Origin of the sequence: Kineococcus esterisolvens (genome assembly GCF_050871405.1) — a bacterium.
Taxonomy (GTDB): Bacteria; Actinomycetota; Actinomycetes; order Actinomycetales; family Kineococcaceae; genus Kineococcus.
Genome location: NZ_JBJLRI010000001.1, coordinates 193696 through 219922, shown reverse-complemented (window position 1 = coordinate 219922; position 26227 = coordinate 193696). Strand labels below are relative to the sequence as shown.

The 26227-nt window shown below is 76.4% G+C and carries 21 protein-coding genes and 4 pseudogenes; 14 read left to right on the top strand and 11 right to left on the bottom strand.

What is annotated here, in order from left to right:
• From ACRYR8_RS01030 to ACRYR8_RS01020, 3 genes and pseudogenes are all read right to left on the bottom strand, one after another.
• Nucleotides 1-779, bottom strand: a pseudogene (locus ACRYR8_RS01030) (hypothetical protein); the annotation flags it as partial.
• A 224-nt stretch (nt 780-1003) separates the two neighbouring features.
• Nucleotides 1004-2650 carry a glycosyltransferase family protein gene (locus tag ACRYR8_RS01025; RefSeq protein WP_432482201.1) on the bottom strand — a complete coding sequence of 549 codons (1647 nt, stop codon included), beginning with the start codon at nt 2648-2650 and terminating at the stop codon, nt 1004-1006.
• A 31-nt stretch (nt 2651-2681) separates the two neighbouring features.
• The gene (locus ACRYR8_RS01020) at nt 2682-3437 is read right to left on the bottom strand and encodes a decaprenylphospho-beta-D-erythro-pentofuranosid-2-ulose 2-reductase (protein ID WP_432482200.1); all 756 of its coding nucleotides are present in this window, start codon (nt 3435-3437) and stop codon (nt 2682-2684) included.
• A 126-nt stretch (nt 3438-3563) separates the two neighbouring features.
• On the opposite strand from ACRYR8_RS01020, the pseudogene ACRYR8_RS01015 reads away from it, so the two are divergent.
• Together ACRYR8_RS01015 and ACRYR8_RS01010 are read left to right on the top strand one after the other, a co-directional pair.
• Nucleotides 3564-3983 (top strand): annotated as a pseudogene (locus tag ACRYR8_RS01015) (SDR family NAD(P)-dependent oxidoreductase); the annotation flags it as partial.
• A 122-nt stretch (nt 3984-4105) separates the two neighbouring features.
• A pseudogene (locus ACRYR8_RS01010) lies at nt 4106-4195 on the top strand (SDR family oxidoreductase); the annotation flags it as partial.
• A 340-nt stretch (nt 4196-4535) separates the two neighbouring features.
• On the opposite strand, the gene nhaA reads toward ACRYR8_RS01010, so the two are convergent.
• The 4 genes and pseudogenes from nhaA to ACRYR8_RS00990 all read right to left on the bottom strand — a co-directional run.
• Nucleotides 4536-5867 (bottom strand): Na+/H+ antiporter NhaA, encoded by a 1332-nt coding sequence (nhaA, locus tag ACRYR8_RS01005; RefSeq protein ID WP_432482199.1) that lies wholly within the window; start codon nt 5865-5867, stop codon nt 4536-4538.
• Between the two features lie 114 nt (nt 5868-5981).
• Nucleotides 5982-7037: a thioredoxin-disulfide reductase gene (gene trxB, locus ACRYR8_RS01000; RefSeq protein ID WP_432482220.1), complete on the bottom strand. Its 1056-nt coding sequence runs from the start codon at nt 7035-7037 to the stop codon at nt 5982-5984.
• A 17-nt stretch (nt 7038-7054) separates the two neighbouring features.
• Entirely contained in the window at nt 7055-7486 is a 432-nt protein-coding gene (locus ACRYR8_RS00995) for an arsenate reductase ArsC (RefSeq protein WP_432482198.1), read from the bottom strand.
• Between the two features lie 47 nt (nt 7487-7533).
• A pseudogene (locus ACRYR8_RS00990) lies at nt 7534-7905 on the bottom strand (CoA-disulfide reductase); the annotation flags it as partial.
• Between the two features lie 82 nt (nt 7906-7987).
• Between ACRYR8_RS00990 and ACRYR8_RS00985 the strand changes: the two are divergent.
• A complete protein-coding gene (locus ACRYR8_RS00985) occupies nt 7988-8203 on the top strand; it encodes a hypothetical protein (RefSeq protein ID WP_432482197.1) in 216 nt (71 codons plus the stop codon).
• A gap of 161 nt (nt 8204-8364) precedes the next feature.
• Nucleotides 8365-9300 (top strand): AEC family transporter, encoded by a 936-nt coding sequence (locus tag ACRYR8_RS00980; RefSeq protein ID WP_432482196.1) that lies wholly within the window; start codon nt 8365-8367, stop codon nt 9298-9300.
• 21 nt (nt 9301-9321) lie between these two features.
• Here ACRYR8_RS00980 and galE read toward each other — a convergent pair whose 3' ends face one another.
• Nucleotides 9322-10296 (bottom strand): UDP-glucose 4-epimerase GalE, encoded by a 975-nt coding sequence (gene galE / locus ACRYR8_RS00975; protein ID WP_432482195.1) that lies wholly within the window; start codon nt 10294-10296, stop codon nt 9322-9324.
• A gap of 93 nt (nt 10297-10389) precedes the next feature.
• Here galE and manA point away from each other — a divergent pair, with 93 nt between their 5' ends.
• Nucleotides 10390-11592, top strand: a complete 1203-nt coding sequence (gene manA / locus ACRYR8_RS00970; protein WP_432482194.1) for a mannose-6-phosphate isomerase, class I — start codon at nt 10390-10392, stop codon at nt 11590-11592.
• Here the strand turns inward: manA and ACRYR8_RS00965 are convergent.
• Nucleotides 11546-12655, bottom strand: coding sequence for an AbrB family protein (locus ACRYR8_RS00965; protein ID WP_432482193.1), 1110 nt, complete (start codon nt 12653-12655; stop codon nt 11546-11548). The two genes, manA and ACRYR8_RS00965, sit on opposite strands and share 47 nt — an antisense overlap.
• A 1-nt stretch (nt 12656) precedes the next feature.
• Complete coding sequence (locus ACRYR8_RS00960) at nt 12657-13385, bottom strand: TIGR03089 family protein (protein WP_432482192.1); 729 nt, start codon at nt 13383-13385, stop codon at nt 12657-12659.
• A 156-nt stretch (nt 13386-13541) separates the two neighbouring features.
• Here ACRYR8_RS00960 and ACRYR8_RS00955 point away from each other — a divergent pair, with 156 nt between their 5' ends.
• Nucleotides 13542-15707 (top strand): hypothetical protein, encoded by a 2166-nt coding sequence (locus ACRYR8_RS00955; RefSeq protein ID WP_432482191.1) that lies wholly within the window; start codon nt 13542-13544, stop codon nt 15705-15707.
• 33 nt (nt 15708-15740) lie between these two features.
• Here the strand turns inward: ACRYR8_RS00955 and ACRYR8_RS00950 are convergent, their stop codons facing one another.
• Nucleotides 15741-16487 carry a class I SAM-dependent methyltransferase gene (locus ACRYR8_RS00950; protein ID WP_432482190.1) on the bottom strand — a complete coding sequence of 249 codons (747 nt, stop codon included), beginning with the start codon at nt 16485-16487 and terminating at the stop codon, nt 15741-15743.
• A 76-nt stretch (nt 16488-16563) separates the two neighbouring features.
• Between ACRYR8_RS00950 and ACRYR8_RS00945 the strand changes: the two genes are divergently transcribed.
• The 8 genes from ACRYR8_RS00945 (at nt 16564) to ACRYR8_RS00910 (ending at nt 26201) form a co-directional block, all read left to right on the top strand.
• A complete protein-coding gene (locus ACRYR8_RS00945; protein WP_432482189.1) occupies nt 16564-17553 on the top strand; it encodes a glycosyltransferase family 2 protein in 990 nt (329 codons plus the stop codon).
• Nucleotides 17550-19529 carry a glycosyltransferase gene (locus ACRYR8_RS00940; RefSeq protein ID WP_432482188.1) on the top strand — a complete coding sequence of 660 codons (1980 nt, stop codon included), beginning with the start codon at nt 17550-17552 and terminating at the stop codon, nt 19527-19529. The genes ACRYR8_RS00945 and ACRYR8_RS00940 overlap by 4 nt, the downstream gene beginning before the upstream one ends.
• Nucleotides 19530-19534: 5 nt before the next feature.
• Entirely contained in the window at nt 19535-20512 is a 978-nt protein-coding gene (locus ACRYR8_RS00935; RefSeq protein ID WP_432482187.1) for a lysylphosphatidylglycerol synthase domain-containing protein, read from the top strand.
• Nucleotides 20513-20733: 221 nt separating this feature from the next.
• Nucleotides 20734-22257, top strand: a complete 1524-nt coding sequence (locus tag ACRYR8_RS00930; RefSeq protein WP_432482186.1) for an ABC transporter substrate-binding protein — start codon at nt 20734-20736, stop codon at nt 22255-22257.
• Nucleotides 22254-23195, top strand: coding sequence for an ABC transporter permease (locus tag ACRYR8_RS00925; protein ID WP_432482185.1), 942 nt, complete (start codon nt 22254-22256; stop codon nt 23193-23195). The genes ACRYR8_RS00930 and ACRYR8_RS00925 overlap by 4 nt, the downstream gene beginning before the upstream one ends.
• Nucleotides 23196-23272: 77 nt before the next feature.
• Nucleotides 23273-24148 carry an ABC transporter permease gene (locus ACRYR8_RS00920; RefSeq protein WP_432482219.1) on the top strand — a complete coding sequence of 292 codons (876 nt, stop codon included), beginning with the start codon at nt 23273-23275 and terminating at the stop codon, nt 24146-24148.
• 38 nt (nt 24149-24186) lie between these two features.
• On the top strand, nt 24187-25170 hold the full coding sequence (locus tag ACRYR8_RS00915; protein ID WP_432482218.1) for an ABC transporter ATP-binding protein: 984 nt from the start codon (nt 24187-24189) through the stop codon (nt 25168-25170).
• Complete coding sequence (locus ACRYR8_RS00910; protein ID WP_432482184.1) at nt 25167-26201, top strand: ABC transporter ATP-binding protein; 1035 nt, start codon at nt 25167-25169, stop codon at nt 26199-26201. Before ACRYR8_RS00915 ends, ACRYR8_RS00910 begins: the two co-directional genes overlap by 4 nt.
• Nucleotides 26202-26227 lie beyond the last annotated feature (26 nt).

Sequence of the window (26227 nt, the reverse complement as noted above, 5' to 3'; positions counted from 1 at the left end):
CCGGGGTCGGCGGTGTGGTGGACGACGGCGGCCTTGATGGTGCTGGCGTAGGAGGCGGAGGACTTGCGCAGGGTCTCGTCGGCGCCCCAGGCCGCGCGGGAGCGGATCCCCGGCTGCGCCACCGCGCTGAGCGCCTCGGCCTCCAGCAGCTCCCGGGTCTCCAGCGACTGCGCGCCGACGGCGCTGCTCAGCCGCCGCGCCCCCGCCGCGGCCGCCGCGTCGCCCTCCCAGCGCCCCGGGTCCACGACCTCCAGCCGGGCGCCGGCCGCGTCGGCGGCGCGCAGGCGCACCTGCACCTGCGCGGCGTCCAGCTCTCCGGTCCACAGCGGTTCGGTGGCCACGACCGCGGCCTCGTCCGTGCCGGGGTCGGGAGCGCTGTCGACCAGCGTCAGCTCGTTCCACGCCCCCCACTCGCCGCCGGCGCGCCGCACCCGCACGGACACCGGCCCCTGCGCCCCGGCAGGCAGGACCACGCCGAGCAGGCTGCCGCCGCTGACGTCCAGCGTGACCTCGGCGGCCTCCGCGTCCAGCGCGCCGCCGCCGTCGGGCAGCGCCGTGGCCGCGCCCCCTCCGGGGGCCGTGCGCAGCAGCGGCGCCGGGGCGCGCAGCCCCGCGGCCAGCGGCAGCGAACGGGTGGAACCCGACGCCGGCAGCGGCAGCGCCGAGGCGCTCGTCAGACCCGAACCACCCGCCGCGGCCGGGGCGGCCTGCGCCCCGGGAGCCGTCAGCAGGGCCAGCAGGCCGGCACCGGTCCCGGCGAGCGCCGCCCGGCGGCTCACCGGCGCGGCTGCGCGGCGCGATGCGTGCGGGGTTCGTCGTCGCTGCGGGTCAGGGGTCATCGCCGGGGCGCTCCGTCCGTCGTCACCAGGGGCCGCCGGTCGGCGACGCTCCACCAGGGACGAAAGCTAGACGACCGTGGAGGCGATGTGAACGACGCGGGGGGAACCGGTGGGGCGCGCCGGTCGCCGTGCGCCGCCGCCGGGGCCGGCGGTGGCGGCGGCGGTCACGTTCCCGGCGCGGCCTCGAGCACGGCTCCCGGACCGTCCTGGGCGACGTACAGGCGCACCCCGAACGCCCGCAGGTGCCGCTCGTGCGCGAGGCGGTAGTCCTCCTGCAGCAGCCGCACCGTCTCGCGGTCCTGCTCGCCGGCGGTGACCAGCGGGCCGGCGCCGCCGACCACCCAGATCCGCCGGGTCCCCTCCAGGGCACCCGCCAGCTCACCCGTCGGCACCACCGTTCCGACCAGCGTCGCCGACTCCGCGGCCGGCTCGGCCAGGGCGAGGTCGCGCAGCCCCTCGAACGCGTCCGGGTACAGCTGGGTCAGCACCCGGTAGCGGTACTCGCCGTCCGGCACGAACAGCAGCCCGTCACCGGGGCGGGCGTGCTCGGCGATGTGCTCGGCGGTGCCGCGCAGGTCCTCGGCGTGGCCGAGCTCCGCGTCGCGGAACACCAGCTGCATCCGCAGCCCCGCCACCGCCGTCACGGCCACCAGCACCAGCGCCACCACCGCCGGCAGCACCGCCGGCAGCACCCGCGAGCGCGCCCGCCACCGCCGCGGCGCCGCCACGGTCACCGCCGCCGCCAGCAGCAGGCAGGTCCCCGGCGTCACCACCACGAGGTAGCGGGTCGTCCACAGCGGGTGCGCCTGCGACAGCAGCCACAGCGCCGGCACGGGCACCGCACCCCACAGCAGCCCCACCTCCAGCAGCGCGCGGGCCCTGGCCCACCGCACCGCCAGCACCACCGCGACCGCCGCCAGCGCCACGGTCACCGGCGAGCCCAGCGCGAACACCACGTGCTCGCCCAGCTGCCGCAGCGGCGGCGGGCGCAGGAACGCCACCTGACCCTGCTGGGTGCTCTGCGCCACCAGCAGCGGCAGCGCCAGCAGCACGCCCGCCCCGCCGGCCAGCGCGCCCCGGCGCCGAGCACCCGCGCCCCGCAGCAGCAGCCACCCGGCGTGCGCGGGCAGCACCATCAGCGCCAGCGTGTTCAGCGCCGCCAGCAGCGGCAGGCTCACCGCGTACCCCGCCCACCAGCCCCACCGGGCCGAGCCGCTGCCGCGCACCAGCAGGTACGCGGAGGCCGTCGCCACCAGCGTCGCGAGCGCGTACGGGCGGGCCTCCTGCGCGTAGCGGCTCACCAGCGGCGTCGCCACCCACAGCGCCGCCGCCGTCACGCCGGCCAGCCGCGCCGTGCGCGGGCCCACCGCCGGCAGCGCCAGCCGCCGGGCCAGGCCGTGCAGCAGCGGAGCCGTCGCGGCCGCCGCCAGCACGGACGGCCAGCGCGCCTGCACCACCGTCGTCGAGGGCCCGAACAGGGAGTGCACCAGGAAGTAGAACGGCGCGTGCACCAGGTCCACGTGCTGCACCAGGCGCCAGATCTCCTCGGCGCTGCGGCGCGCGACGGCCACCGTCACGGCCTCGTCGCGCCACGGGCTCGGCACGCCCACGCGCCAGCTGAACACCGCCAGCGCCACCAGCGCCGACACCGCACCGACCAGCGCGTCCGGCCACCACGGCCCGCCCCGCCCGTCGCGCCGCGTCGCGGCCGGCCGCTGCGGGAGCGCACCAGCCCGCTCACGCGCCAGCGGGACCCGCGGCCCCGCCCGCTCCGTGCGTGCCTGAGTGCTCAGATCGACCTCGCTCGTCACCGTCCGCGCTGCTGCCCCACCCGCGGCGCCGTCACAGCGGCAGCCTGCGGAACACCGGCGCCGGGACGTGGCGCAGGGCCGACATCACCCAGCGCATCGGCTCCGGAGCCCACACGGTCTCCTTGCCGGTGCGCACGGCGTCGACGGCCACCTCCGCCACCTGCTCCGCGGATACGGACAGCGGGGCCGCCTTCAGCCCCTCGGTCATCTTCGTGGTGACGAAGCCCGGGCGCACCACGACGACCCGCACACCCGCCGGGCGCAGCGCCTCGCGCAACCCGGTGAAGAACGCGTCGAAGCCCGCCTTGGAGGAGCCGTAGACGAAGTTGGAGCGGCGCGCCCGCTCGCCCGCCACCGACGACAGCGCCACCAGGACGCCGTGGCCCTGCGCGCGCAGCCGCTGCGACAGCAGGACCCCCAGGCGCACCGGGGCGGTGTAGTTCACCGTCGCGACCAGCTCGGCGGCGTCCGGGTCCTGCCAGGACTCCTCGTTGTCGCCCAGCACGCCGAAGGCCAGCACGGTCACGTCCACGTCCCCGGCGGCGAACGCCTCGGCGACGACCCGCTCGTGCGAGGCGGTGTCGGTGGCCTCGAAGTCGACGGTGCGGACCGCGTGACCGCGCCGGTGCAGGCGGTCGACGGCCGCGTCGCGGCGCTCGCCCGGACGGGCCGCCAGCGTGACCTCCAGCGAGCGCTGCGGGCTGAGCCGCTCCACGACGGCGAGGCCGATGTCCGAGGTGCCTCCGAGCAGCAGCACGGAGCGGGGGTTGCCGAGGGCGTCGATCACGGAGCGTCTCCAGGACGGTCGGGAGGGCGGGCGCGGCGGACCGGCCGACCTCGCCGGCCCGCCGGGGTCCGGGACACCCGGACGAGTCGTCCGACCCTAGCAACGCCACCGCTCGCCCCCGTCGCCGTGGACGCGCACCCGTCGCCCGTCGCGAGCCGCACCGGGGAGGGGGATGATCCGGGGGTGAGCGCAACCCTGCACGGGCGCGTCGTCGTCACCGGAGCCGGCCGGCGCGCCGCCATCGGCGCTGCCGTCGCCCGCCGCGTCGTCGCCGACGGCGCGGCGGTCCTGCTGCACTCCTGGTCGACCCACGACACCGAACAGCCCTGGGGAGCCGACCCCGGCGGCCCGGAGGCCCTGGTCGACGAGCTGCGGCGGGCGGGGGGTCGCGTCGAGCACCTCAGCGCCGACCTGGCCGTCCCCGACGCGCCCACGGCCGTGCTCGCCGCCGCCCACGACGTCTTCGGCCACGTCGACGCCCTCGTCGCCAACCACGCCCGCAGCAGCACGCAGGACCTCGAGCACCTGACCGCGGCTGAGCTGGACCTCAGCCACGCGGTCGACACCCGTGCCAGTCCGCTGCTCGTCCAGGCCTTCGCCGCCCAGCACGACGACATCCGCCCCGGGGGCGGGTGCTGCTGTTCACCTCCGGGCAGTACCACGGGGCCATGCCCGCCGAGCTGCCGTACACCGCCTCCAGGGCGGCTCTGCAAGGACTCACCCGCAGCCTCGCGGTCCACCTGATGCCGCGCGGCACCACGGTGAACTGCATCGACCCCGGACCCAACGACACCGGTTACGCCGACGAGCGGTCGCGTGCCGCGGTGGCCGAGGCGAATCCCGGAGCTCGGTGGAGCACCCCACCGACACCGCCCGCTTCGTCGCCTGGCTGCTCGGCGACGAAGCGGAGTGGGTCACGGGGCAGACCATCGCCTCCGACGGCGGCTGGTCCTCGCGGTGAGCGGCCACCGTCCCCGCCCCGACGATCTGCCGCTCACCGGCTGGAGCCTTCCTGCCGGCGGTCTCCTGCGGCACCGTGTTCGCGCCGGCAGCACCACCGTGATCACCTTCGGGTGCGCTCCAGGGGCTCAGGCGTGCTCAGCGGTGGGCGCGGCCGGACCCTGCGCCGTCGCCACCGGGGTTGCCGGTGCCACGGGTGCCGGGGCTGCCAGGGTCACCGAGGCCTCCGGCGCTGGTGCTCTCGCTGGTGGTGCTTCCGCTGGTGTCAGTGGCATCGGTCGCACGCTGCCCGCGCCCGGCGAGCAGCATGACCGCCACGCCGATGACGGCAGCCAGCAGCGAGCCGGTGAAGATGCCCACCTTGGCCGTGGCCACCAGCGCGGCGTCGGCGTAGGCCAGTTCGGCGATGAACAACGAGACGGTGAAGCCGATGCCGGCCACCGCCGCCACCCCCAGCACGTGCAGCGCGCGCACCCCCTCGGGCAGGCGGCCCGAGCCGGTGCGCACGCACAACCACACCGCCGCGCTGATGCCGACGACCTTGCCGACCACCAGGCCCAGCGCGATCGCCCAGGTCAGCGAGGCGCCCATCGCCTGCCCCAGGAGCCCGCCGCGGAAGTCCACCCCGGCGTTGGCCAGCGCGAACAGCGGCACGACGACGAAGGCGGTGACCGGGTGCAGGCGGTGCTCCAGGGTGTGCAGCACATCGCGCCCGCCGACCTGCCCGGTGGGGGTCAGCAGTCCCAGCGCCACCCCGGCGATGGTGGCGTGCACCCCGGACTCGAGGGTGCACACCCACACCACCACGCCGACCAGGACGTAGGGCCAGATGGCGTGCACGCCGAGGCGGCGCAGCAGCACCACCGCGACCAGCCCGGCCACCGCCCCGGCCAGCCACGCGAAGGAGACGCTGTCGGTGTAGAAGATCGCGATGACGGCGATGGCGATGATGTCGTCGACGATCGCGGCGGTCAGCAGCAGCAGCTTGGCCCCGGCAGGTACCCGCTTGCCCAGCAGGGCCAGCACGCCCACGGCGAAGGCGATGTCGGTGGCCATCGGGATGCCCCACCCGGCCCGCTCCGGGCCGCTGGCCAGCGCCAGGAAGATCAGCGCCGGCACGACGACGCCGCCGACCGCGCCGATCGCGGGCAGGGCGGCCGCGCGTGGATCGCGCAGCTCCCCGACGACCAGCTCGCGCTTGATCTCCAGGCCGACGACGAAGAAGAAGATCGCCATGAGCCCGTCGTTGACCCAGTGCTGCAGGTCCTCGGTGATCGCTGCCTGCCCCCACCCCAGGGTCAGCTCGTGGTGCCAGAAGGTGCCGTAGGCATCGGAGGAGGCGCTGTTGGCCCACACCACGGCCACCACCGCCGCAGCCACCAGGGCGATCCCGCCGGCGGCCTCGTCGTGCAGGAAGTCCTGCAACGGGCTGAGGATGCGACGGGGCGAGGACCGCTGCGCTCTGGTCATGCAGTTCCTCTACCCGCGATGGACCGCCCCTTACCCGGTGCAGGGACCGGGGGGTCACCGGCGTGCTCCGCAGCTCGGAGGACCAGGCTCAGCGGGCGGGCTCAGGAAACGCGATCAGATGACGGCCGCCTGCACGGCGTCGCCGGTCAGGCGGGCGTCGTCCAGGCCCATCAGGTAGTGCTCGGCGTCCAGGGCCGCGGCGCAGCCGGTCCCGGCGGCGGTGATGGCCTGCCGGTAGCGCGAATCGACCAGGTCACCGCAGGCGAAGACACCGGGCAGGTCGGTGTGCGTGGTGGGTGAGTCCACCAGCACGTAGCCCTCGGAGTCGGTGCGCACCTGGCCCGTCAGCAGTTCGCTGCGCGGGTCGTGGCCGATGGCGATGAACACCCCGGCGGTCTCCACGCGGCGCTGCTCGCCGGTGACGGTGTCGGCCAGCGTCACGGCCTCGACCTTGTCCTCGCCGAGGACCTCCACGACCCGGCTGTTCCAGGCGGAGGTGATCCTCGGGTCCGCCGCCGCCCGCTCGGCCATGATCTTCGAGGCGCGCAGAGTGTCGCGGCGGTGCACCAGCGTCACGGAGTCCGCGAAGCGGGTCAGGAAGGTGGCCTCCTCCACCGCGGAGTCCCCGCCGACGACGACGACGTCCTTGCCGCGGAAGGAGAACCCGTCGCAGGTGGCGCACCAGGACACCCCGTGCCCGGTCAGGCGCTCCTCGCCGGGCACGTCCAGGCGCCGGTAGCCCGAGCCGGTGGCCAGGACCACCGCGCGGGAGCGGTAGGTGCGCCCGGTGCGGTCGCGCACGACCTTCACGGGTCCGGTCAGGTCGAGCTCGACGGCGTCGTCGAAGACGAGCTCGGCGCCGAAGCGCTCGGCCTGGCGCTGCATGGAGTCCATCAGGTCCGGGCCCATGACGCCGTCGGCGAAGCCGGGGAAGTTCTCCACCTCGGTGGTGCCCACCAGCGCACCGCCGGCGCTGACCGCACCGGCGATGACGACGGGCTTGAGGGCGGCGCGGGCGGTGTAGATCGCCGCGGTGCAGCCGGAGGGGCCGGAGCCGACGATGACGACCTCGCGCACCGCGTCCTCACCGCCGTCCTGCTCGTCGGCGCCGGCGAAGGCCTGCGCCTCCAGCTCCTCGGTGCTCGCGCCCAGCGTCTGACCCAGGGTGATGAGCCCGGCGGTGGGGATCACGCCCGACCCGCCCGGGTCGCAGTGCCCGACGGCAGCAGGTCGGCCAGCAGGGCCTGCACCCGGCCGCGGATCTCGTCGCGCACCGCCCGGACGGTCTCGAGGCCCTGCCCGGCGGGGTCGGTCAGCTCCCAGTCCTCGTAGCGCTTGCCCGGGTAGAAGGGGCAGGTGTCCCCGCAGCCCATGGTGATGACGGCGTCGGAGGCCTGCACCGCCTCGGGGGTGAGGATCTTCGGCTGCTCGCCGGTGATGTCGATGCCGACCTCGGCCATCGCCTCCACGGCGACGGGGTTGATCTGATCAGCGGGCACGGAGCCGGCCGAGCGGACCTCGACGGCACCGCCCGAGAGGGCGGTCATGAACCCGGCGGCCATCTGCGAACGCCCGGCGTTGTGCACGCAGACGAAGATCGCACTGGGCTTGTCACTCACGAGGATCTCCTTGATCGGTTACTGGTCGCTCACTGGTCGGGCAGTGGTCAGTGGCTGGCGGGTTGCGACTGCTGCGGGATGGAGCGGTGGGCGCCGTGGGTCTTGGTCCACGTCTGCGCCGCCATCTGCACCGCGTCCCAGGGCGAGCCCAGCGGCGGGGTGCAGGCCAGGTCCAGATCGGCCAGGCCCTCGACGGTCATGGCGTGGAAGAGGGCGGTGGCGTAGGTGTCGACCCGCTTGGCCACCTCGCTGCCGTAGCGGCCCACCAGCTGAGCACCCAGCAGGCGACCGGTGTCGGCATCGCCGGTCAGGTGGATGGGGGTCGCCTGCGCCCCCGGGTAGTACGCCTTGTGATCGTCCGGGGACGTCTGGCTCGTCAACGGGGTGAACCCTGCAGCGATCGCTTCGTGCTCGCGCAGGCAACGTCCTGCTCCTGCGCTAGGCGGGCTGCTCCCGCCGCCACCGCCCCGCGCACCCCGCCGGCGCGTCACACTGTTCGCCATGGCGAGGCAACCCTGGTGGCGGGCGACGAAGACGCTGGAGCAGTCCAAGCGGGCGGGGATGCTCTACGCGGCCCTCGCGGCGTTGTCGTGGACCCTGTGGCACGACGACAGCAGCCCCCTCATGTGGCTCGTCAAGATCACCTTCACGGTCGTGGGGCTCTACTTCCTCGCCGCCTGGTACGTCAGGCGCTCCCGCGAGGAGGAGGCCGGCTAGTCACGCCGCCGCTGCCGGCCCGGCGGTGACGTGCGGCGCCAGCCGCGCTCGCGACGGCGACGCACCGCGGACCAGCCCCCGGTGGTGGTCCGGGACGTGCCCGGCACGCCCTAACCTCGGGGCGTGCCGCCACCCCCGCCCGTCCCCGCCGGCCGGCGAGCGTGAGCGGTGTCCTGACCGGCTTCGTCGTCGTGGCGAGCGTCGTGGCCGTCGGCTACCTGCTGGGCCGCACCGGCGCGCTCGGGCCGGGCGCGCAGGCGGTGATCTCACGGCTGGTGTTCTTCGTGGGCACCCCCGCGCTGCTGGTGCGCACGCTCGCCGGCACCGACCCGCGCGAGCTGCTGTCCGAGCAGGTGGTCCTCACCGGCGCGGGGGTCACCGTCTGCGCGGTGCTGTGGTGGGTCCTGGCCCGCCGGCGCCTGCACCTGGGCGTGCGCGAGACCGTGATCGGCGCCCTGTCCTCCTGCTACGTCAACGCCGTCAACATCGGGCTGCCGGTGGCCGCGTACGTGCTGGGCGACCTGACGGCCGTGCTGCCGGCGCTGCTGCTGCAGATGGTGGTGCTCTCCCCGGTGGCGCTGGCGGTGCTGGACGTCACCGGGGAGCGCGCACGGCCACCGGGACGCGCCGCCCGCGCGCGCCGCCTCGTGGCGCCCCTGCTGAACCCCGTCCTGCTGGCCGGGGCCGCCGGGCTCGCCCTGAGCGCCACCGGGGCGTCCCTGCCCACCGCGCTGGACCGCCCCCTGGAGCTGCTGGGCGGGCTCGCGGTGCCCGGGGCGCTGCTGGCGTTCGGCATGTCCCTGCACGGGCGGGTCTCGTCGAGCTGGCGGCGCACCGACGTCCTGCTGGCCACCACGCTGAAGGCGGTCGTGCAGCCCGCGGTGACGTACGCGGCGGCCCGGTGGGGGCTGGGGGTCGGCCCCGCGGGCACGTACGCCGCGACCGTGGTCGCCGCCCTGCCCACGGCGCAGAACGTCTTCACCTTCGCGGTCCGCTACGGCGCCGGGGTCGAGCTGGCCCGCGACACGGTGCTGCTGACCACGGTGCTGTGCGTGCCCGTGCTGCTGCTCGTCAGCGTCGCGGTGCCCGGCGGCTGAGCGGGCCCGTGCCCGCCCGGCTCAGCGGGCCGCCCGCCACGCCTCCCACGCCGAGGCGACGGTGTCGCGCAGGTCCTTCGAGGCCGTCCAGCCGAGCTCCCCGCGGATGCGCGAGACGTCCGCGACCAGCTGCGGCGGGTCACCGGCGCGGCGCGCGCGCACCTCCGGCTCCACGTCGACCCCCGTGACCTCCCGCACCACGCGCAGCACCTCGAACACCGAGGCCCCCGCACCGGTGCCGACGTTGAAGACGTCGTGGCCCTCCTCGGCGGTGTCGCCCGCGAGGTGGTCCAGGGCGGCCAGGTGCGCCTCCGCCAGGTCCAGCACGTGCACGTAGTCGCGCACGCAGCTGCCGTCGGGGGTGGGGTAGTCGTCGCCGAAGACGACCGGGGCCCGGCCGGCGTCCAGCGCGGTGAACACGATGGGGATCAGGTTCATGACGACCGAGTCGCCCAGGTCGGGCCAGCCGGCCCCGGCCACGTTGAAGTAGCGCAGGTTCGCCGAGCGGAGCCCCCACGCCACCCCCGCGGCGCGGTTCATCCACTCGCCCACGAGCTTGGTCTGCCCGTACGGGTTGATGGGCTCGGCGGGGCCGTCCTCGCGCACCACGGCCACCGGCGGGGCGCCGTACGTGGCGGCGGACGAGGAGAACACCAGCCGGCCCACGCCCGCGTCCTGCATGGCCTGCAGCAGGTTCGCCTGGCCGCCGACGTTCTGCTGCCAGTACCAGGCGGGCCTCTCGACGGACTCGCCGACCTGCTTGCGGGCGGCGAAGTGGACCACGGCGTCCACGGAGTGCTCCGCGAAGGCGCCCCGCAGCACGTCCTGGGCGCCCTCGGCGGCCAGGTCCACCTGCAGCAGGGGGGAGTCGCCCACGCGCTCGGCGCGCCCGTTGGACAGGTCGTCGACCACCACGACGTCGTCGCCGCGCTCCTGCAGCAACCGCACCACGTGGGAGCCGATGAAGCCGGCACCGCCCGTCACCAGAACGCTCATGCCCGTGATCGTAGTCACGGGCGGTGGCCCCCGGGGCGTCCCTGGACGCTCGTTCACCCCCACGGGCGCGTTCCGTTCCCTAAGGTGCCGGAGGTGTTCGTCCTCGAGAACCGCGTCCAGCCCTACGCCTGGGGTTCCGCGCACGCGATCCCCGACCTGCTGGGCACCGAACCCGACGGCCGGCCGCAGGCGGAGCTGTGGATCGGCGCCCACCCCGCGGCCCCGTCCACGGCCGTGCCCGCCGGCGGCGAGCCGCGGCCGCTGGACGAGGTCGTCGCCGCCGACCCGGCGGGCGTGCTGGGCCCGCAGCGGCACCGCGACCGGCTCGGGTTCCTGCTGAAGGTCCTGTCGGCCGCCGCGCCCCTGTCCCTGCAGGCGCACCCCGACCGGGCCACCGCGCAGCGCCGCTTCGCGCAGGAGGAGGCCGCCGGCGTCCCGCTGGACGCCGCGCACCGGCTCTACCGCGACGACGAGCACAAGCCGGAGCTGCTGTACGCGCTGGAGCCGTTCGCGGCGATGGCCGGGTTCCGCCCGCCCGCCGCGGCCCGCGAGCTGCTCGCCGGCCTCGAGCTGCCCGAGCTGCCGGGTCCCGCCGCGGAGCTGCTGGACGGGCTGATCGCCGACCTCGCCGGCGCGGACGAGGGCGCCGCGCTGCGCGCCGCCACCGCCCGGCTGCTGGGCGCCGGCGAGGAGGCCGCCGCCCCGCTGGCCGGCGCCGTCGCCACCGCCTGCCGCGACGTCGACGACGACTCCGCCCGCTGCGTGGTGCTGCTGGCCGCCCACCACCCCGGCGACGCGGGCGTGCTGGTGTCCACGCTGCTGAACCAGGTGCGCCTGGCGCCGGGGGAGGCGTTGTACCTGCCCGCGGGCAACGTGCACGCCTACCTGTCGGGCACCGGCGTGGAGCTCATGGCCAGCTCCGACAACGTCCTGCGCGGCGGGCTGACCCCCAAGCACGTGGACGTGCCCGAGCTGCTGCGGGTGCTGGACTTCCGGGTCCTGCCGCCGCCGCTGCTGCCGCCGCGGCGCGTCGCCGAGCACGAGGTGGTCTTCGCCCCCGGCGACGTCGACGACTTCGCCCTGACCGTCCTGGACGCCCGCCCCGGCGCCGCGACCCGCTGGGAGCGTGCCGTGCCCCGCGCGCTGCTGTGCCTGGAGGGCGAGGTGCGGGTGGCGTCCACGACGGGGGAGGTGGACCTGGTGCGCGGGCGCTCCGCCTTCGCCACGGCCGCCGAGCACCCGCTGACCGTCACGGGGTCGGGCCGGCTGGTGGCGGCGTCCCCCGGCGGCGCCTGAGCAACCCGCCGGCCAGGGCGCGCGCCAGCACCGGCGCCGCCAGCAGCATCACCAGCAGCCGCAGCACCTGCACGCTGAGCACGAACGTGGCGTCCGCGCCGGAGCCGACCGCCGCGGCCAGCACCGCGTACAGCCCGCCCGGCGTGGTGGCCAGGTAGGTGTCCAGCAGCGGCAGCCCGGTCGCCGCCGACAGCAGCGCGGCCAGGCCGGCGCTGCCGGCGATACCGGTGACGATCAGCGCCAGCGCCGCCGGCAGCACCCGGGCCACGCTCGCCAGGCTCGCCCGGGTGAACCCCAGCCCCACCTGGAGGCCGATCAGGGCGTACGCCAGCGTCTCCAGCGCCGCCGGCACCCGCACCCCGTCGGCCGCGCCGCCCAGCGACAGCGCCGCCGCCAGCAGCATGGGGCCCAGGAGCGAGGCCGCCGGCAGGTGCGCGACCCGGCCCAGCCAGCGGCCCGCGAGCCCGCAGCCGGCCGCCAGCACGAGCCCCGCCCACGGGGACCCGTCCACGCCGGCCACCGCGGTGCCGTCCGAACGCACCCCGAACGCCACCCGCAGCACCACCGGCAGCGACAGCACCACCACCAGCACCCGCAGGTACTGCACCACCGCCACCACGCGCTCGTCCGCACCCAGCTGGCGGGCCATGACGACCAGCCCGGCGGCTCCGCCCGCGACCAGGGCGAACGCGCCGGTGACGGGGTCCACGTCCCGGTGGCGGCCCAGCAGGGCCCCGGTGCCCAGGCTCAGCGCCAGCGTGCCCAGCGTCACCAGCAGCACCGGCAGCCAGTGCTCGCCGAGGGCGGCCAGGGTCGACAGCTGCACCAGCGTGCCGATCGTCACCCCGACGACGGCCTGCCCGGCGGTGCCGGCACCGCGGGGCAGCGCCAGCGGGCGCGGCACCAGCAGCGCGTCGAGCAGTCCCGCGAGCAGCCCGGCGAACAGCGCCGGGGACGGCAGGCCCAGTGCGCCCAGCCCCGCGGTGACCGCCGCCACGGCCGCGACCAGCGCCAGGGCGTGCAGCGCGGTGCGCGCGGCGGGCGGGCGGGGGAGCGACGGCACCTCAGCCGCGCGGCAGGCGCGCGTCCACCCGCTCCTGGGCGGGCACCGCGTCGGGCAGCGCCGCCAGGTCGGGGGTGAGCACCACCGAGCCGCCGCGGCACCACGCCGCCAGCGGCCCGCGCACGGCCTCGGCGGGCCCGACGTCGGTGAGCAGGCGCACCCCCACCGGCCACGCGGCGCCCGCGCCGGCGGCCTCGCCGAGCAGCGAGCCGTGCGCGAGGGCGTCCAGGGCGCCGTCCCCCGGCGCGGGCTCGGCGACCGGCGCGTGCACGTCGCCGTAGCCGGTGACCACGCGCGCGTAGTCCAGGACGCCGCCGGGCAGCTCGGCGCCGAAGGACGTCGCCAGCGGTGCCAGGGACACCGCGACCCGGTCCGCCGGGCCCTCGCCGCCCAGCGCGGCGGCGTCGGCGGAGACCAGCACGTCGGCGTCGGGGTGCGCGCCGGTCAGGGCGTGGGCGCCGGTGGACAGGACCGCCAGCTGCCACACGAGCGTGCGCCAGTGCGTGGGCAGGTCCAGCGCGACGCGGGTGCCGGGGGCGGCGTCGAACTCCTCCTCCAGCAGGTTCGCCGTCTTGGCGACCCAGTTGGCCAGCACCCGCGCGGACAGCTCCACCCGCTCGCCGGTGGCGGCGTACCGCTCCCCGTAGAAGGTCAGGCGCGGTGCGGTGGGGTCGCCGGCGGTGAGGGTCTGCAGCAGCGCGGGCACCGAGCGGGGGGCGGGGGGCGGCACGGCCCCACGCTACGGCCCCGGGCCCCCGCCCCGCGCCTCCAGCGGTCCCGGCCGCCCCGCCCCGCGGCGACCGGGGGCGCGGCGCGTCCCCGGTCGCCGCGGAGCGGGGCGTGGCGGGTGGCGGGCGGCGTCGGCGGGAGCCGCTAGCGTCCCGGCGTGCCCGCAGCCCCCCGCGCCGACGCCGCTCCCGCCGACCGCGCCGTGCGCCCCGGCCCCGCCTGGGCCGGCGCGCTGCTGACGCGGGTGCCGGTGGCGCTGGCCGCGGCCGTGGCGGCGGTCACCGCCGTCGCCGTGCCGCTGGTCCTGCTGGACCTGTGGGCCCCGTGGACCGCCGTGCCGGTGTGCCTGGTCGTCGCCGTTCTGGCCGGGCGCCTGGCCTGGGCCGTGCCGGCCGTGCCGGCGCCGGCGTGGGCGGCGCTGACCGGCGCCGCCGTCGCCGTCGGCGGGGGGCTGTGGGCCGCGCTGACCCGCGCCGAGCACGTCGTGCTGCGCCGCGACGCCGGTTCGCAGGCCCTGTACGCGCACCACCTCGCCACCCGCCACGGCCTGCCCGTGGACCCCTCCCTCGCCGCGCTGGGCGGCGCGGAGGCGCTGGCCGACCCCAACGTGACGATCGCCAGCCCCGCCTTCTACGAGGTCGGCACCGACGTCGTGCCGCAGTTCCTGCTCGGCGCGCCGGCGCTGTACTCGCTGGGGGAGTGGGCAGCCGGCTGGCAGGGCCTGCTGCTGGCGCCGGCGCTGGTGGGCGCGTCCGCGCTGCTGGCCGTGGCCGGCCTGGCCGCGCGCCTGGTGGGGCCGCGCTGGGCGCCCCTGGCGGCGGGGGCGTTCGCCCTGGCCCAGCCGGTGCTGCACGTGAACCGCTCCACGTACTCGGAGGTCCCGGCCCTGCTCGTGCTGGCGGCGGCCGCCTCGGTGCTGGTGGCGGCCACCGCCGCCGCGGCCACCCCCACGCTCGCCGCGCGCCTGGGCGGCGGGGCGGGGCTCCTGCTGGGCGCCTGCGGCTTCGTGCGCATCGACTACCTGCGCGAGGTCGCGCTGCTGCTGCCGGTGGTGGCGGTGCTGGCGGCGCTGCGCCACCCGGCCGCCCGGGCCCTGCTGGCCGGCACCGCGGTCACCTCGGTCCTGGCGGCGGCCGCGGCGGTGGCGTACTCGCGGCCCTACCTGGGCACGATCGCCGGTTCCCTCCTGCCGCTGGTGGCGGCCCTGGTGGGCCTCGCCGTGCTCTCCGGGGCCGGCCTGCGGCTGGCCCGCACCGGACGGCTCGCGCGCCTGCGGTGGTCGACGAGCCCGCGGCTGGGCCCGGTGCTCGCCGCGGTGCTGGCGCTGGTCCTGGTGGGCCTGGCGAGCCGGCCGCTGTGGCTGGTGGTGCGCCAGGACCCCGAGGACCCCGGCAGCAGGCTGGTCGCCGGGCTGCAGCTGTCCCAGGGCCTGCCGGTGGACGGCGGGCGCACCTACGCCGAGCACTCGGTGGACTGGCTCGCCTGGTACCTGGGCTGGCCCGCGGTGGCCGCCGCGGGAGCCGCCGCGGTCGTGCTGCTGGCGCGCCTGGTGCCGGCGCTGCAGGGCCGCGCGCCGCTGCCGGTGTGGGCGGCGCCGTACGTGGTGGCCGTCGGCTCGACGCTGCTGACGCTGTACCGCCCCGGCATCACCCCCGACCACCCGTGGGCCGACCGGCGGTTCGTGCCGCTGGTGCTGCCCGCGGTCGTCCTGCTGGCCACCGCGGCGCTGGCGTGGGCGGTGCGGACCCTGCCCGCCCACGTGGCGCGCGTGCTGCCGGGCGGCGGGGCGGGCGCCGTCCTGGGGGCCGTGGGGGCGGTGCTGCTGGTGGTGCCGGCGGCGCTGGCCACGGCCCCCCTGGCCGGGCAGCGCACCGAACGCGGGCAGCTGGCCGCCGTCGCCGCGGCGTGCGCCTCCTTCGAGGAGGGCGACGTGGCGCTCGCCGTGGACCCGCGCTCGCGCAACGAGTGGCCGCAGGTGCTGCGCGGCACCTGCGGGGTGCCCGCCGCCTCGATCGTGGTGCCCACCGCGCAGGGTCGTCCCGGCACCGAGGAGTACCTGGACACCCTGCGCGCGGCGGTGCAGCGGCAGGCGGAGCGGGTGCGCGCGGCCGGCGGCCGGCCCGTGCTGGTCGCCGCCGGCGGCGACCTCGCGGCGGTGGACACGCTGCGCGCGCTCGGCGTCGAGGAGCCCGTCACGGTCGCGCGGGTGCGCACCAGCGAGGACGAGCGCGTCCTCACCGAGCGCCCCGACGGCGGCCAGGCCATCACCGTGGAGCTGGTCACCGGCGTCGCCCCCGAGCCCGCCGCCGAGCCCGCCGCCTGAGCCCCCCGCCTGAGCCCGCCGCCCGGGCGCGCCTCAGGGCAGCTTCGCCCGCGAGCAGCGCGTGACGTACGGCATCTCGAGCGTGCCGGCGCCCGTCAGCCGCGCCTCGGCCTGGGCGCGCACGTCGTCCAGGACCTCGCGCCGGCCCTCCTCGTCGAGGGTGATGACCCAGCTGCGCGACAGCGTCAGCTCCAGCAGCCCCTCGAGGGTCATCGGCTGGCTCCAGCGCACGTCGTAGCGCTCCACCGGGCCGAACGGCGGGCCCACGCGCGGCGCGAGGCTGCCCAGCTGCTCCTCGCCCGCCCCGGGCAGGGTGCGGTCCAGCTGCGCCACCCAGTCCACCGAGGGGTCGCGCACGTTCCACAGCAGCCCCAGCCACCCGCCGGGGCGCAGCACCCGCGCCACCTCGGGCGCGGCCCGCTCGGGGTCCACCCAGTGCCACGCCTGCGCCATGACCACCGCGTCCACGCTGCCGTCGGGCAGCGGCACGTCCTCAGCGGTGCCGTCGAGGACCTCCACGTCCGGCAGCACCGCCGCGAACTGCTCGCGCATCCCCGGCGTGGGCTCCACCGCGACGACCTCCAGCCCGCGCGCCACGAGCAGGCGCGTGAGCTTGCCGGTGCCGGCGCCCAGGTCCAGGACCCGGCGGGCGCCCGGGGGCAGCACCCAGTCCAGGGCTCCGGCGGGGTAGCCGGGACGGGCGCGCTCGTACACGGCGGCGGCCGCGCCGAAGGAACGGGCCTGGGTGGCGCGCTGCGCCCTGCGCTGGTCGTGGTCCACGCCCACATGCTGCACGTCGCGCCGCGGCGCTCGGCGCCGGGATCCCCCCGCCGGCCTGGGTAAGCTCCCCTGCGCCATGGCTCCCGAACTCCCCGCAGACGCCGCCGCGTCCCCGCCCGTCCCGGTGGCTCCCGCCGGCGGCCCCGGCCCGCTGCCGCCCCCGGTGGGTGAGGACGCGCCGCCCGTCGCCACGATCGTGCTGCCCTGCTACAACGAGGAGGCGCACGTCCTGCTGGAGATCGAGCGGATCACCGCGGCGATGGACGCCGACGGCATGCCGTACGAGCTGCTGGCCGTGGACGACGCCTCCACCGACGACACCCTCGAGGTGCTGCGGCAGGCCGAGCAGCGCTACCCGCACCTGCGCGTGGTGGCGTTCCGCCGCAACGGCGGCTCCGGCACGGTGCGCCGCATCGGCACGCAGATGGCCCGCGGCGAGATCGTCGTGTGGACCGACGCGGACATGACGTACGAGAACGAGCGCATCCCCGAGCTGGTGCGGGTGCTGCTGGAGGACGACTCCTACGACCAGGTCGTGGGGGCGCGCACCACCGAGGAGGGCACCCACAAGGTCCTGCGGGTGCCGGCGAAGTTCGTCATCCGCAAGGTCGCCGAGGTGCTGGCCCGCCAGCGCATCCCGGACCTGAACTCGGGCCTGCGCGCCTTCCGCAGGTCGGTGTCGCTGCCGTACCTGCGGCTGCTGCCGCCCGGCTTCAGCTGCGTCACGACGATCACGCTGGCGTTCCTGTGCAACCAGCACGACGTCAAGTACGTGCCCACCTCGTACGCCAAGCGCGCGGGCACCTCGAAGTTCCACTTCGTCAAGGACGCCTACCGCTACATCCTGCAGGTGCTGCGGATGGTCATGTACTTCGAGCCGCTGCGCGTGCTCATGCCGCTGGCGCTGTTCCTGTTCGGCCTCGGGTTCGTCAAGGCCGTCACCGACATGTTCCGGCACGCGTTCTACTTCCCGGCGAACACGGTGCTGCTGCTCGTGTCCGGCCTGCTCATCGGGTCGGTGGCGCTGCTGGCCGACCTCGTGGTGCGCTCGCGGGACTCCTCGTGAGCGGCCAGCGGCGGCGCGCCGCCGTGGTGGGCCCTGCCCACCCCGCCAAGGGCGGCACGGCCCTGCACACCACTGAGCTGGCCCGCCGGCTGGCCGCCGGGCCCGGTGCGCAGGTGAGGCTCGTCTCGTGGGCGCGGCAGTACCCCGCCGTGCTCTACCCCGGCCGCCCGGAGGTGCCCGGCGGGGTGCCGGAGGTGCCGCGGTTCGAGCCCACGGTGCGCTCCCTGGCGTGGAACTCGCCCGCCTCGTGGGTGCGCACCGGCCGGCGCCTCGCACCCGCCGACCTGGTCGTGCTGACCCACGTGGTGCCCGTGCAGGTGCCGGCGCTGCTGGGCGTGCTGGCGGGGCTGCGCTCGGCGGGCTCGGCCGCGCGCACCGTCGTGGTGGCCCACAACGTCCTGCCGCACGAGTCGCGGCCCGGGGACGCGCTGCTGGTGCGCCGGCTGCTGTCGAGCGTGGACGGGGTCCTGGTGCACACCGACGCGCAGGCCGAGGTGGCCCGCGCGCACGGCGCGGTGCGCGTGGAGGTCGCCGACCTGCCCCCGCACCTGCCCGGTGGTGCACCGCTGCCCGGCCCGTCGGGTTCGCGGGTGGCGCGCGACGGCGGGGTGCGGCTGCTGAGCCTGGGCGTGGTGCGCGGCTACAAGGGCGTGGACCTGCTGCTGGAGGCGCTGCGCGCGGTGCCGGCGGCGCGGCTGACGATCGCCGGGGAGCTGTGGGGCGACGCGGGGCGCACGGTGCGCGAGCTGGCGGCGGCGCCGGACCTGCGCGAGCGGGTGGAGCTGCGCGAGGGGTACGTGCCCGCCGCGGACCTGCCCGCGCTGCTGGCCGCGCACGACGCGCTGGTGCTGCCGTACCGCTCGGCGACGGCCTCGCAGAACGCGCTGCTGGCGTTCGCGCACGGCCTGCCCGTGGTGGCCACCCGCACCGGCTCGTTCCCCGCGCAGGTGCGCGACGGCGTCGACGGCGTCCTCGTGGAGCCCGGCAGCGTCCCGGCGCTGGCCGAGGGGCTGCTGCGCCTGCTCGACGGCGGGTTGCAGCGGCTGCGCGAGGGCGTGCAGGCGCCCGACCTGGAGGAGCCGTGGTTCGCCTACCTGGCGGCGCTGCGCCGCGCCGCCGAGGGCTCCGCGGCCGCCGCCCCGCCCGGCGGGCGCGCCCTGGCCCTGGCCAAGCGCGGCGCGGAGCACGCGCTGTGGGCGCGGGTGGGGGTGCAGCGCCGCCTCGGCGAGCGGCTCGCCGACCGCGAGCTCGCCGCCCCGCCCGCGCGCCGGCCGGTGCCCAGCGGCGTGCCGCGCACCGGCGTGCTGCAGGACGCCGCCGAGGTCGCCGACGCCGTCGCCCAGGCGAAGCGGCTGCGGCTGCCCCCGCACCCGGACAGTCCGAAGAACTGGGACGCCCTCGGCGCGGTCGCGGCCGTGCTCACCCTCGCCGACGACGGCTCGCGCTCCGCGCGCGTGCTGGACGCCGGCAGCGCCCGCTACTCCCCGGTGCTGCCGTGGCTGCGGCTGTACGGCCTCGGCGCCGAGCGCGGCGCCCTGGCCGGCATCAACCTGGAGTTCGGCGCCCCCGTGCACCGCGACGGGGTGGAGTTCCGCCACGGCGACGTCACCGACACCGGCCTGCCGGACGGCTCGCTGGACGCCGTGACGTGCATGTCGGTGATCGAGCACGGCGTGCCGGTGGCGGCGTTCCTCGCCGAGACGGCGCGGGTGCTGCGCCCGGGCGGGGTGCTGTGCCTGTCCACCGACTACGACGCCGACCCGCCGGACACGACCGGGATCACCGCCTACGGCGCCCCTGTGCGCATCTTCTCCCCGGCCGACGTGCGAGAGCTGGTGGCGCAGGCGGACGCGGTGGGCCTGGGACTCGTGGGGGAGCTGACCGACGAGGTCCTGGCCCACCCGCAGCGCCCGGTGCACTGGGCGCGCACCGGCCTGGACTACACGTTCGTGCTGCTGACGTTCCGCCGGCGCTGACCCGCGTGCTGCGCCGGGTCCTCGCGCTGTTGCGCTCGCCGTGGGTGCGCGGGGGCTTCCTGCTGCTCGCCCTCGCGCTGGCGGTGGCGTACCTGGTGCGCGAGCGCACGGCGATCGCGGACGCGTGGGCCCGGCTGGACGCGGCCGCGGTGCTGACGGCGTTCGCGCTCTCGCTGGCGAACGTGGCGCTGTCGGGGGCGTCGTGGCGCGCGGTGCTGGCGGACCTGGGCTCGCCGCTGCCGTGGCGGGGTGCGGCGCGGGTCTTCTTCGTCGGCCAGCTGGGCCGGTACGTGCCGGGCACGGTGTTCCAGTTCGTCGCGCAGGCGGAGCTGGCCCGCGACCTGGGCGTCCCGCGGCGGCGCACCGGCTCGGCGCTGGCGGTGGCGCTGCTGGTGTCGATGACGACGGCGGGCCTGCTGGCCACGGGCGTGCTGCCCCTCGCGCTGCACGGGGCGGACCCCGCGGGGTCCGCCTGGGCGGGGCGGGTGCGCTGGCTGGCACCGCTGCTGCTCGTGCTGCTGGTGCCGGCCGTCCTGAACCGGCTGCTGGGCGCGCTGCTGCGGCTGGCGCGCCAGGAGCCGCTGGAGCACCCGGTGACGGCCCGGGGCCTGCTGGCCGCCGCGGGCTGGGCGCTGGCGTCCTGGCTGGCGGTGGGTCTGCAGGTCTTCGTGCTGGCGCACGCGCTGGGGAGCGGCTGGCCGGCGGGGCGGCTGCTGGCGCTGGCGGTCGGCGGGTACGCGCTGGCGTGGGTCGTGGGCTTCCTCGTCGTGCTGGCGCCGGCGGGGGCGGGGGCCCGCGAGCTGGCCCTGGCGGCGGTGGTGGCCCTGGCGCTGGGCGGCGGGGGAGCTGCGGTGGTGGTGCTCGGCTCGCGGGTGCTGCTGACGGCCGCGGACCTGCTGCTGGCGCTGTCCGCTCTGGCCACGACCGACCGCGCCGCCCTCGCCCGCGCTCGCCGCGCCGCCCCCGCCGACCGGCACGACTGACCTCCCCCTCCCCGCACCCCCCGGTGAGCAGGGGAGCGGCAACCCCCTCGATCACCGAGGGGTGGGGAGGAGCAGGTTGCGATCGTGTGAAGAATCGCGACTCGCCGTGGTCCTGGTTGGTGCATCCGGGTGGTTGCCGACATGGTGTGTCGGCCCGGCTCCGGGTGTCGCCCGGCGGCCGGAGCCGCTCAGACGCCGTCGACCGCGGAGAGGGAACCCCCATGCGCCGCCGCACCGTGCTCAGCTCGCTCGCCGTCACGCCGATCGTCGTGGCCGGTTGCAGCTCCGGGGAGGGCGTGGACACCGGCCAGGGCGGCGGGGAGGGTGGCGACGCGTTCGTCGCGGCCATCAGCGCCCAGCCCGACCAGTTCGACCCGCACAAGACCACCGCGTACGCCAGCTTCCAGGTGCTGGAGAACGTCTACGACACCCTCGTCGTCCCCGGCGCCGAGGATCAGGTGATGCAGCCGTCGCTGGCCACGGACTGGGAGACCAGCGAGGACGGCCTGACGTGGACGTTCACGCTGCGCGACGGGGTGACGTTCCACGACGGCTCCACCTTCGACGCCGACGACGTCGTCTTCTCCTACCGGCGCATCATCGACCAGCAGCTGTCCAACGCGTACCGCTTCGCCACCGTCACCGACGTGCGCGCGCAGGACCCCCGCACCGTCGTCATCACGGTCTCGGAGCCGACGCCGGCCCTGCTGGCCCAGATCGGCGGCTTCAAGGGCATGGCGATCCTGCCCTCCGGCGTGGACGAGTCGAGCCTGACGACGCAGGCGGTGGGCACCGGGCCGTTCCGGCTGGACAGCACCTCCGCGAGCGAGGTGTCGCTGAGCCGGTTCGACGACTACTGGGGCGAGGCGCCCACCCTCGACGGGATGACGTTCCGGTTCATCACCGAGCCGGCCGCCGCCATGACCGCCCTGACCAGCGGCCAGGTGCAGTGGACCGACAACGTGCCCACGCAGCAGGTCTCCGACCTCGCCGAGGACGAGCAGGTCGAGCTGGGCCAGGTCGCCAGCGTCGACTACTGGTACCTGGCGATGAACCACGCCAAGGCGCCGTTCGACGACCGGGACGTGCGCCGGGCGATCGCCACCGCGGTGGACCGCGGCGCCGTCACGGAGGCCGCGCGCTTCGACGCCGCCCGCCCGAACCAGACGGCGATCCCCGAGGACAGCTTCTGGTACCACGACTACGCCCCCTTCACCACGGACGTCGACGAGGCGAAGCGGCTGCTGGAGGGCGCAGGGGTCACCACCCCGCTGACCATGGGCCTGATGGTGACCTCGGAGTACCCCGAGACGGTCACGGCCGCGCAGGTCCTCGCCAGCCAGCTCGAGCCCCTCGGCATCACCGTGGAGATCCAGACCGAGGACTTCGCCACCTGGCTGGACCGGCAGGGCCGCGGTGACTTCGACGCGTTCATGCTCGGCTGGCTGGGCAACATCGACCCGTTCGACTACTACGACGGCCAGCACCGCACCGGCGGGTCGAACAACTTCCACGGCTACTCCAGCCCAGTCACCGACGACCTGCTGGACCGCGCCGCGGTGGCCACCGACCGGGACGAGCGCAAGGACCTGTACGACCAGGCCGCCCAGCAGATCGTCGACGACGTCTCCTACCTGTACCTGTACAACCCCGACGTGGTGCAGGCCTGGACGCCGGGGCTGACCGGCTACACGATCCGCCCGGACAAGGCCGTCAACTTCGAGGAGGTGGAACTGCCCTCGTGACGGGGATCGCGCTGCGGCGGGCCCTGCAGTCCGTCGTCGTCCTGCTCGGGGTGAGCGTGGTGGTGTTCGCCCTGATGCACCTCGTCGAGGGCGACCCGGTGCGCCTGGCGCTGGGCACGCGCTTCGACCAGGAGACGTACGAGGCGCTGCGCGAGCGCGCCGGGCTGGACCAGCCGCTGGTGGTGCAGTACCTGCAGTGGATCTCCAGCGCGGCCACCGGCGACCTGGGCGTGAGCTTCCGCTCCGGTGAGCCCGTGACCGCGCTGATCCTGGAGCGGCTGCCGGCGACGCTGTCGCTGGCGGGCGCCTCCATCCTCGTGGCGCTGCTCATCGCGGTGCCGCTCGGCACCGCCTCGGCGTTGCGGCCGCGTTCCGTGATCGACGGTGCCGGCACGGTCCTCAGCCAGATCGGCATCTCCGTGCCGGAGTTCTGGATGGGCATCATGCTGATCCTGCTGTTCGCCGGGACGCTCGGCTGGTTCCCCGCCGGCGGGTACGTGCCGCTGAGCGAGGACCCGCTGGGCTGGGTGCGCTCGCTGGTGCTGCCGGCGGTGACGACGGGCCTGGTCTCCGGCAGCGTCCTGACGCGGTTCACCCGCTCCAGCGTCCTGGAGGCGCTGGGCGCCGAGCACGTGCGCACGGCCCGCGCCAAGGGCCTGGGGCCGCGGGCAGTGCTGAACTGGCACGTGCTGCGCAACGCGCTGCTGCCGCTGGTGACGGTGACGGGCGTGCAGCTGGCGTACCTGCTGTCCGGGGTCGTCGTCGTGGAGATCGTGTTCGCCTGGCCGGGCCTGGGCCAGCTGGCGCTGCAGGCGGTGCAGGCGCGCGACTACCCCGTCCTGCAGGGCGCTGTGCTGCTGTTCGCCGCCGTGTTCCTCCTGGTGAACCTGGTGGTGGACCTGCTGTACTCCAAGCTCGACCCGAGGATCAGCGCGTGAGCGCCGCGCAGGACCCGGTGGCGGTCCCGGCCCGGCGCGTCTCGGTGCGCCCGCCGCGGGGCAGGTTCACCTCCTCGCTGCGGCTGCTGCTGACGTCCCCGACGGCGCTGTTCGCGCTCCTCGTGGTGACCGGGGTGGTGGTGCTGGCGCTGCTCGACGAGCGGATCGCGCCCACCGGGAACAACGAGGTCGACGTGCAGCAGCGGCTGCTGCCACCGGGGGCGGGGCACTGGTTCGGCACCGACGACCTGGGCCGCGACGTGCTCAGCCGGGTGGTGCTGGGCGCGAAGGTCTCGCTGCAGGTCGGTGCGGTGGCGGTGGGTTTCTCCCTGCTGGCCGGCGTCGCGGTGGGCCTGGTCGCGGGGTACTACGGCCGCTGGCTGGACACGGTGCTCATGCGGCTCATGGACGTCCTGTTCGCGTTCCCGGCGATCCTGCTGGCCATCGCCGTCATCGCGATCCTGGGGCCCGGCACCACCAACGCGATGATCGCCATCGGCATCACGTACACGCCGGTGTTCGCGCGGGTCACCCGCGCGGCCGTGCTGAGCGTGAAGGAGAGCGTGTTCGTGCGCGCCTCCCGCTCGGTGGGCGTCTCCGACGCCCGGATGCTGCTGCGGCACGTGCTGCCGAACGCCGCCCCGCCGATCATCGTGCAGACGTCGGTGAGCCTGGCGTTCGCGGTCCTGGCCGAGGCCGCGCTGTCGTTCGTGGGCCTGGGCACGCGGCCGCCCGCGCCGAGCTGGGGACGGATGCTGTCGGAGGGCCGCAGCTACCTGGAGGACGCGTGGTGGATGGCGGTGTTCCCGGGCCTGGCGATCGTGCTGCTGGTGCTGGCGTTCAACCTGCTCGGCGACGCCCTGCGCGACGTCCTGGACCCGCAGCAGCGCAGCGCGCTGGAAGCCGCGCGCGCCAGGCCGCGCCGGAGCCGCCGGGCGGGGGTGGGCGCGTGAGCGAACCGGTGCTGGCCGTGGAGGACCTGCGGGTGCGCATGGACACCGCCCGCGGGACCGCCGACATCGTCAACGGCCTGAGCTACTCCGTGGCGCCGGGCGAGACGGTCGCCGTCGTGGGGGAGTCCGGCAGCGGCAAGAGCGTGTCGGTGATGGCCCTGCTGGGGCTGCTGCCGAAGCGGGCCCGCGTCTCCGGCCGCGCGCTCTTCCGCGGCCGGGACCTGCTGGCGATGGGCGAGTCGCAGTTGCGCGCCGTGCGCGGCAACGGCGTGGGCATGGTGTTCCAGGACCCGATGACGTCGCTGAACCCGGTGCTGACGGTCGGGCGGCAGCTCACCGAGGGCCTGCTGGCCCACCGCAGGGTGTCGGGGAAGAAGGAGGCGCGCGAGCGGGCCGCGCAGCTGCTGGCGGACGTGGGCCTGCCCGACCCGCGCGGCGCGCTGGACCGCTTCCCGCACGAGCTGTCCGGCGGCATGCGCCAGCGCGTCGTCATCGCCATCGCCCTGTCCGGCGATCCCGCACTGCTCATCGCCGACGAGGCCACCACGGCCCTCGACGTCACCGTGCAGGCGCAGATCCTGGACCTGGTGGCGCGCCTGCAGGACGAGCACGACACCGGCGTGGTGTGGATCACCCACGACCTGGGTGTGGTCGCCGGGACCGCGGACCGGGTGCTGGTGATGTACGGCGGGCGCTGCGTGGAGGACGGAGCCGTCGACGACGTCTTCGAGCACCCCGCCCACCCCTACACGCAGGGGCTCCTGGGGTCGCTGCCGCGGTTGCACGACGACGAGCCGGGCGGTCGCCGGCGCGACCTGGTCGCCATCGGCGGCACCCCGCCGCCGCCCACCGACCTGCCCCCCGGCTGCGTGTTCTGGCCGCGCTGCCCCGTGCGCGGCGACGAGCGCTGCGCCGGCGAGCAGCCCCCGCTGGTGCCGGTGGCCCTGGGCTCCGGCGGCGTGCCGCACCGGGCGGCGACGTTCTACGACGCGGCGCGCGGCGCCGGGGAGGTCCGGTCGTGAGCGCCGACGGCGACGACGTCCTGGTGCGGGCCCGGGGCCTGCAGGTGCACTTCCCGGTGCGCTCGAAGGGCCTGCGGCGCAAGCGCACCGGTGAGGTGCGGGCCGTGGACGGGGTGGACCTGGACGTCCGCCGCGGCGAGACGCTGGGGCTGGTGGGGGAGTCCGGGTGCGGCAAGTCCACCCTCGGCAACGCGCTGCTGCGCCTGGTGGAACCCACGGCGGGCCGCGTGGAGTTCGACGGCACCGACGTCACCGCGATGGGCGCGCGCGAGCTGCGCGCGCTGCGCCGGCGCGCCGTGATGGTCTTCCAGGACCCGTACGCGTCCCTGGACCCGCGCACCACCGTGGGGCAGACCGTCGCCGAGCCGTTGCAGGTGCACGGCCTGCACCGCGGCGCCGAGGCGCGGGCGGCGCGGGTGGCCGAGCTGCTGGAGCTGGTCGGCATGGACCCGTCGTCGGCCTCGCGCTACCCCCACGAGTTCTCCGGCGGGCAGCGCCAGCGGGTCGGCATCGCCCGCGCGCTGGCGGGCGAACCGGACTTCGTGGTGTGCGACGAGGCCATCGCCTCCCTGGACGTCAGCGTGCAGGCGCAGGTGCTGAACCTGCTGCGCGACCTGCAGCAGCGCCTGGGCCTGACGTACCTGTTCGTCTCCCACGACCTGGCCGCGGTGCGGCACGTCAGCGACCGCATCGCGGTCATGTACCTGGGGCGCGTGGTGGAGGTCGGCGACGCCGACGACGTCAGCAGCCGCCCGCAGCACCCGTACGCGCAGGCGCTGCTGTCCGCGGTGCCGCTGCCCTCCCCGGCCGCCGAGCGCCGCCGCGAGCGGATCGTGCTGTCCGGCGACGTGCCCTCCGCGACGCGGGTGCCCTCGGGCTGCCGCTTCCGCACCCGCTGCCCGCGCGCGTTCGCCCCGTGCCCGGACGTGGACCCGGCGCTGCAGCGGGTCGAGCCGGGCCACGCGGCGGCCTGCCACCTGCACGGGGTGGTCGGGGTGCCCGTGGCCGGCCCGGAGCGCCGCCCGGCCTGAGCGCCCTCACCCGGGCGCACGGGGCC

Bases quoted from the DNA above. Each gene is read 5' to 3' on its own strand.
- ACRYR8_RS00945 (WP_432482189.1), top strand. From the start codon at position 16,564: ATGGCTCCCGAACTCCCCGCAGACGCCGCCGCGTCCCCGCCCGTCCCG.
- ACRYR8_RS00915 (WP_432482218.1), top strand. From the start codon at position 24,187: ATGGACACCGCCCGCGGGACCGCCGACATCGTCAACGGCCTGAGCTAC.
- nhaA (WP_432482199.1), bottom strand. From the start codon at position 5,867: ATGACCAGAGCGCAGCGGTCCTCGCCCCGTCGCATCCTCAGCCCGTTG.
- galE (WP_432482195.1), bottom strand. From the start codon at position 10,296: ATGAGCGTTCTGGTGACGGGCGGTGCCGGCTTCATCGGCTCCCACGTG.
- ACRYR8_RS00930 (WP_432482186.1), top strand. From the start codon at position 20,734: ATGCGCCGCCGCACCGTGCTCAGCTCGCTCGCCGTCACGCCGATCGTC.
- ACRYR8_RS00985 (WP_432482197.1), top strand. From the start codon at position 7,988: ATGGCGAGGCAACCCTGGTGGCGGGCGACGAAGACGCTGGAGCAGTCC.